5 protein-coding genes and 1 pseudogene are annotated in these 6,083 nt (G+C 65.1%); all 6 read right to left on the bottom strand.

The window, feature by feature from the left end; all coding sequences use genetic code 11:
* Window positions 1-469 (bottom strand): annotated as a pseudogene (locus tag QZ332_RS01960) (endonuclease MutS2); the annotation flags it as partial.
* A gap of 94 nt (window positions 470-563) precedes the next feature.
* On the bottom strand, window positions 564-1,310 hold the full coding sequence (recO, locus tag QZ332_RS01955; RefSeq protein ID WP_295761673.1) for a DNA repair protein RecO: 747 nt from the start codon (window positions 1,308-1,310) through the stop codon (window positions 564-566).
* Between the two features lie 223 nt (window positions 1,311-1,533).
* Window positions 1,534-1,956: a pyridoxamine 5'-phosphate oxidase family protein gene (locus QZ332_RS01950; RefSeq protein ID WP_295761671.1), complete on the bottom strand. Its 423-nt coding sequence runs from the start codon at window positions 1,954-1,956 to the stop codon at window positions 1,534-1,536.
* A 4-nt stretch (window positions 1,957-1,960) separates the two neighbouring features.
* Entirely contained in the window at window positions 1,961-2,857 is an 897-nt protein-coding gene (gene era / locus QZ332_RS01945; RefSeq protein WP_295761669.1) for a GTPase Era, read from the bottom strand.
* A 52-nt stretch (window positions 2,858-2,909) separates the two neighbouring features.
* A complete protein-coding gene (locus QZ332_RS01940) occupies window positions 2,910-3,164 on the bottom strand; it encodes a helix-turn-helix domain-containing protein (RefSeq protein ID WP_295761667.1) in 255 nt (84 codons plus the stop codon).
* 79 nt (window positions 3,165-3,243) lie between these two features.
* Window positions 3,244-6,072: an excinuclease ABC subunit UvrA gene (gene uvrA / locus QZ332_RS01935; protein ID WP_295761665.1), complete on the bottom strand. Its 2,829-nt coding sequence runs from the start codon at window positions 6,070-6,072 to the stop codon at window positions 3,244-3,246.
* Window positions 6,073-6,083: the final 11 nt, after the last annotated feature.

Below are 6,083 nucleotides of genomic sequence, written 5' to 3'. Positions count from 1 at the left end.
TGTCCGCCAGCTCCGGGGAGGCGGCGTCGGCGATGGTGTCCTCGTCGGGGATGCAGCGCTTGATCTTCTCCTCCAGGAAGTGGTTGCCGTGGAGGGAGAGGAAGAGGTGGTCGATGGCGGTCTTGCCGGACGCGTCGCCGTTGAAGTACTCCCGGGCCCGGCGGGCGGCGGTGAGCAGCCCCGCCACCCGCAGCAGCTCCCGGGCGTTCAGGCTGCCTCCCCGGTCGGCGCGGTCCAGGGTCTCCGCCACAGGCTTGACCCCGGAGAAGGAGGGCGCGCCCCGGAGGCCGATCATCTGCCGGGCGGCGTCGGTCTGGTCCAGGAGGCAGAGGACCTCCTCCGGCTCCGTCTCTGGGGAGACCCGGAGGGCCCGCTCCTTGGCCTCGGCGCTGACGGCCTGATCGGACAGCAGTTGGAGCACCCTGGGCAGTTCCAGCGTGCGGATGGACTTTTCAAATAGTTCGCTCATGTCGGTTCCTCCTGTAAAGGGGGGCTGCTTCCCCGGCGTCCTGCCCCAAGGGCCCTCCGCTCCCCGATGGGAGAGCGGAATTTATATAAATATCTTATAAAATACTTTTATAAAAGTCGAGCGTCGAAAACCTGCGTTCCAGCTGCGCGTACAGGAACGCCTCCGACGCGGCGGTGAGCCGGCGCAGGGGCTCCGGTCCCAGCTGGAAGGAGTACAGGCGTTTCGGATCTCCATACACGATATGCCGCAGGGCCGCGAGAGAGTCCCGGCAAAGGGGCCGTCCCCCTCCCGCGCCGCACCCCCGGCAGCGGATCACGCCCTGCGCGGTGTCCAGCACGGGATCTTCCGGGTCCTCCCGCCCGCAGACGGCGCAGGCGTCCGCCAGAGGCTCATACCCCGCCAGGCACAGCAGCCGCAGCTCAAAGGCGGGCCGCACCAGCGCGGGGGGCTTGTGTAAAGTGGAAAGGGCATACAGCCCATTGAGCAGATGCCGCAGCAGCTCCGGCACGGGGACGGCGTCCGGAGCGGCGGCTTCCGTCAGTTCCGCCATGTAACAGCCCAGGGCCAGGGCGGCCAGGTCCTCCCGGAGGCCGCCGAACAGCTCCAGCGTGGAGGCGTCGCTGGCATGATGCCAGTCCTTCCGCTGGTACAGCGTCCACTCGGAGTAGGCCAGCGTCTGGGCGGCGGCGGCGAACCTGCAGCCCTTCCGCCGGGCCCCCCGGGCGATGACGGCGATCTTCCCCTGCTCCCAGGTCAGGAGGGTCAGGATCTTGTCCGTCTCCTTGGTCTCCGTCTCCCGGAGGACCACGCCGCGGTCCACGATATAGGGCGTCCCCGCCACGGCGCCTCCTCCTCTCTATGTACGGGGAGTATCATCCTCCCCGATCATGACAAATCGTTGTCTTTTTCGTCCTCGATCGACCGGTACAGCATATAAGCCAGGGGCTCTCCGGTGAGGCAGAACAGCTCCCACAGCGGCGCGGGTTCCATGTTTTCCATCTCGCAGACCTCCTTTTACAGATAGTCTGCGAACGGGGTCGAAAAGGATACGTGGTAACTTCCGGTCAAACTGGAATCAGGAGATCCTGGCTTTTGAAATCACTGTAATAGCGGCCCCTGACCGCCGTGAACCTCAGCACGCAGTAGTCCGGGTCCGTGACGCCCCCGGGATAGTACAGGGTGTCCCCCGTCTGCCACAGGCGCCGCTTGCTCTCCGGATCCTCCAGCACCTCCACGGTGCCGGAGAGGCTGACGCCCCGGAAAAAGCGCCGGTCCACGAAATAGATGCTCCCCCTGGGATCGTCCCGGAACGCCGCCACCTTCCGTGAGGAGGTATTCGTGCTGAACCAGAACACCCGGATGCCCTCCCGCTCCCTGGGGGGCAGCATGGCGCGGGTGGTGGGGAAGCCCTCGGCGTCCAGGTAGCTGAGGAAGGCGAGCTTCGCCTTGTCGACGATGCCGCCGATCGTCTTCTCGGGGTCCCGCATACGCTCAATCCTCCCGGTAGCCCAGGCTGCGGACATAGTTCACATTGTCCCGCCAGTTCTCCTTGACCTTCACCCAGGTCTCCAAGTAGACCTTGGTCCCCATGAACCGCTCCATATCCTGCCGGGCCAGGGAGCTAATCTTTTTCAGCATGGCCCCCTGCTTGCCGATGATGATGCCCTTGTGGCTGGCTTTCTCGCAGTAGATCGTGGCCCCCACATCCACCACGCCGGAGTCCCGCTCGGAGAACTTGCCGATTTCCACGGCGGTGCCGTGGGGGATCTCCTTGTCCAGGCACAGCAGCAGCTTTTCCCGCAACAGCTCCCCGCAGACCACCCGCTCCGGCTGGTCGGAGGTCTGGCCGTCCGGGAAGAGCTGGGGGCCCTCCTCGGCGTACCTGCCCAGCTCGTCCACCAGCTCGCCCAGGCCCTCGCCGGTGCGGGCAGAGATGGGGATGATGGCGTCGAACCCGTCCCACGCCTCGTCGTAGGCCGCGATGACGGGCAGGAGCTGGGCGGGCTCCACGGTATCGATCTTGTTGATTGCCAGCACGCAGGGGATCCCCTCCTCCCGGATGCGCTCGATCAGCGCCTTCTCCGGCCCGCCCACGTGGGGGATGGGCTCCACCAGCAAAAGGGCGCAGTCCACATCGGAGAGGCTGGCAGTGATGACCTTGACCATATAGTCCCCCAGGGCGGACTTGGGCCGGTGGAGGCCCGGAGTGTCCAGGAAGATGAACTGGGTGTCCTCCCGGTCGACGATGCCGTAGATGCGGTTCCGAGTGGTCTGGGCCTTGTTGGAGACGATGGCGATCTTCTCCCCCACCAAGGCGTTGGTCAGGCTGGACTTGCCCACGTTGGGGCGGCCGCAGACGGTGATCATGGCGGTCTTCGTGATGCTCATAGGTGATCCTCAACTTTCTTGTCAAGCATTTTTGGGAAGGGGCTCTGGCCGGCTATCTCAAGGGCCTCCGCTCGTCAGACAGCCCCAGCAGATAGTCGGTGCTCACATCAAAATACCCTGCCAGGGTGCATAATGTCAAGACGGGGATATTCACATCTCCATGTTCGATCTTTTGATAATGCCCTTGTGTGATACCAAGAAGATCCCCCATCTCCCGCTGATAAATGCGGCGTTCCTTCCGCAGCTCTTTCAGGCGTGCACCCAAGATCTCCAGCGTATCCATAAAAAACTCCTTGATATACACCATTTAAAGATGTATAATTACATTATCAAATAATTTTACCGAGGATGATCCGCGACTGAGAGGCCATCCGTTCCGGTAGACTTCACCGCACCAGCACCTTTTTCAGATACTGCCCCGTGTAGGACTCCTCACAGGCGGCGACGGTCTCCGGCGTGCCGGTGCAGACCACGGTGCCGCCGCCGTCACCTCCCTCCGGGCCCAGGTCGACGATCCAGTCGGCGGACTTGATCACGTCCAGGTTGTGCTCGATGACCACCACCGTGTTCCCGTTGTCCACCAGCCGCTGGAGGACCTCCAGGAGCTTGCGCACGTCGTCGGCGTGGAGGCCCGTGGTGGGCTCGTCCAGGATATAGATCGTCTTGCCGGTGGCCTGCTTGCTCAGCTCGGTGGCCAGCTTCACCCGCTGGGCCTCGCCGCCGGACAGCTCCGTGGAGGGCTGGCCCAGCTTCACGTACCCCAAGCCCACGTCCTGGAGGGTCTGGAGCCGGTTGCGCAGCTTCGGCAGGGGGGCGAAGAACTCCAGCGCCTCGTCCACCGTCATGTCCAGGACCTGGTCGATGCTCTTCCCCTTGTAGTGGACCTCCAGGGTCTCCCGGTTATAGCGCCGGCCCTTGCAGACCTCGCAGGGGACGAAGATGTCCGGCAGGAAGTGCATCTCGATCTTCAGCACGCCGTCGCCGGAGCACGCCTCGCAGCGGCCCCCCCGGACGTTGAAGCTGAACCGGCCCGGGCCGTAGCCCCGGCTCTTGGCCTCCTGGGTGGAGGCGTAGAGCTCCCGGATGTCGTTGAACAGGTTCGTATACGTGGCCGGGTTGGACCGGGGCGTCCGCCCGATGGGGCTCTGGTCGATGTTGACCACCTTGTCCAGATGCTCCAGGCCCTCGATGGCGGCGCACTTCCCGGGATGGACCTTCATGCGCATCAGCTCCGCGCCCAAGCGCTTGAAGAGGACCTCGTTGACCAGCGAGGATTTCCCGCTCCCCGACACGCCCGTCACCACGGTGAAGGTGCCCAGGGGGAAGTCCACGTCCACCTTCCGCAGGTTGTTCTCCTCCGCCCCCCGGACCCGGAGGGTCTTCCCATTGCCGGGGCGGCGGATGTCCGGGACGGGGATGCGCTTCTTCCCGGAGAGGTACTGCCCCGTCAGGGAATCCGGGTTCGCCATGACCTCCTCCGGCGTGCCGGCGGCGACGACCCGGCCGCCGTGGACCCCCGCGCCGGGGCCGATGTCGATGAGGTAGTCCGCCGCGCGCATGGTGTCCTCGTCGTGCTCCACCACCAGGAGGGTGTTGCCCAGGCGCTGGAGGTCCCGCAGGGTCGCCAGCAGCTTGTCGTTGTCCCGCTGGTGCAGGCCGATGGAGGGCTCGTCCAGGATATACAGCACCCCCATCAGGCTGGAGCCGATCTGCGTCGCCAGGCGGATGCGCTGGCTCTCGCCGCCGGAGAGGGTCCCCGCCGCCCGGCTCAGGGTCAGGTAGCCCAGGCCCACCGACCGGAGGAAGCCCAGGCGGGAGCGGATCTCCTTCAGGATGCGGTCCGCGATCCGGTGCTGCTGCTCGGTCAGCTCCAGCCGCTCCACCCACTCCAGCTCGTCCACCACGCTGAGGCGGGTCACGGCGTCGATGTCCTTGTCCCCCACCGTCACGGCCAGGGACTCCTTTTTCAGCCGCCGGCCCTTGCAGGCCGGGCAGGGGCATTCGGCCATCAGCTCCTCCAGCTCCCGCTTGCTGGCGTCGCTCTGGGTCTCCTGGTAGCGGCGCTCCACGTTGTTGCAGATGCCCTCGAAGGGCTGGTACAGCACGCCCTTGCCCCGGGGCTGGTCGTAGTGCAGCTCCAGCTTCTCGCCCTTCGTGCCGTAGAGGATGATGTCCTTGGCCTCGTCGGACAGCTCCGCCCAGGGCGCGTCCAGGGAGAAGCGGTATTTCTTCGACAGCGCCTCGAAATACATCCGGGAGATCCCGTCGGAGCGGATGTTCCCCCAGCCGCTGGCCTGGATGGCCCCCTCCAGGATGGACTTCTTCGGGTCCGGCACCACCAGGGACACGTCCACCTTCAGCTGGACGCCCAGCCCCGTGCAGGTGGGGCAGGCGCCGAAGGGGTTGTTGAAGGAGAACATCCGGGGCGTCAGCTCCTCGATGGAGATGCCGCAGTCCTCACACGCGTAATTCTGGGAGAACATCAGGTCCCGCTCCTCCCGGAGGAGGTTGACGATCACCAGCCCGCCGGAGAGGTTCGAGGCGGTCTCCACGCTGTCCGTCAGCCGCTGCTGGATGTCCGGGCGGATGATGAGGCGGTCGATCACCACCTCGATATTGTGCTTCTTGTTCTTCTCCAGCCCGATCTCCTCGTCCAGCTCATAGAGGCTGCCGTCCACCCGGACGCGGACATAGCCGGAGCGCTTCGCGTCCTCGAAGACCTTGGCGTGTTCGCCCTTCTTCCCCCGGACGACGGGGGCGCAGACCTGGATCCGGGTGCCCTCCGGCAGGGCCAGGACCTGGTCGATGATCTGGTCGATGGTCTGCTGGCGGATGACCTTGCCGCACTTGGGGCAGTGGGGGGTGCCCACCCGCGCCCAGAGGAGGCGGAGGTGATCGTAGATCTCCGTCACCGTGCCCACGGTGGAGCGGGGGTTCTTCGAGGTGGTCTTCTGGTCGATGGAGATGGCGGGGCTGAGGCCCTCGATATAGTCCACGTCCGGCTTGTCCATCTGGCCCAGGAACATCCGGGCATAGGAGGACAGGGACTCTACATACCGGCGCTGCCCCTCGGCGTAGATGGTGTCGAAGGCGAGCGAGGACTTGCCGGAACCGGAAAGGCCGGTCATGACCACCAGCTTGTCCCTGGGGATGGTGACGTCGATGTTCTTCAGGTTGTTCACCCGCGCGCCCTTGACGGTGATGTGTGTGTGCATGGTCGTTCGTT

Origin of the sequence: uncultured Oscillibacter sp. (assembly GCF_910584465.1) — a bacterium.
Classification (GTDB): domain Bacteria; phylum Bacillota; class Clostridia; order Oscillospirales; family Oscillospiraceae; genus Oscillibacter.
This window is presented reverse-complemented; position numbering and strand designations above follow the sequence as displayed.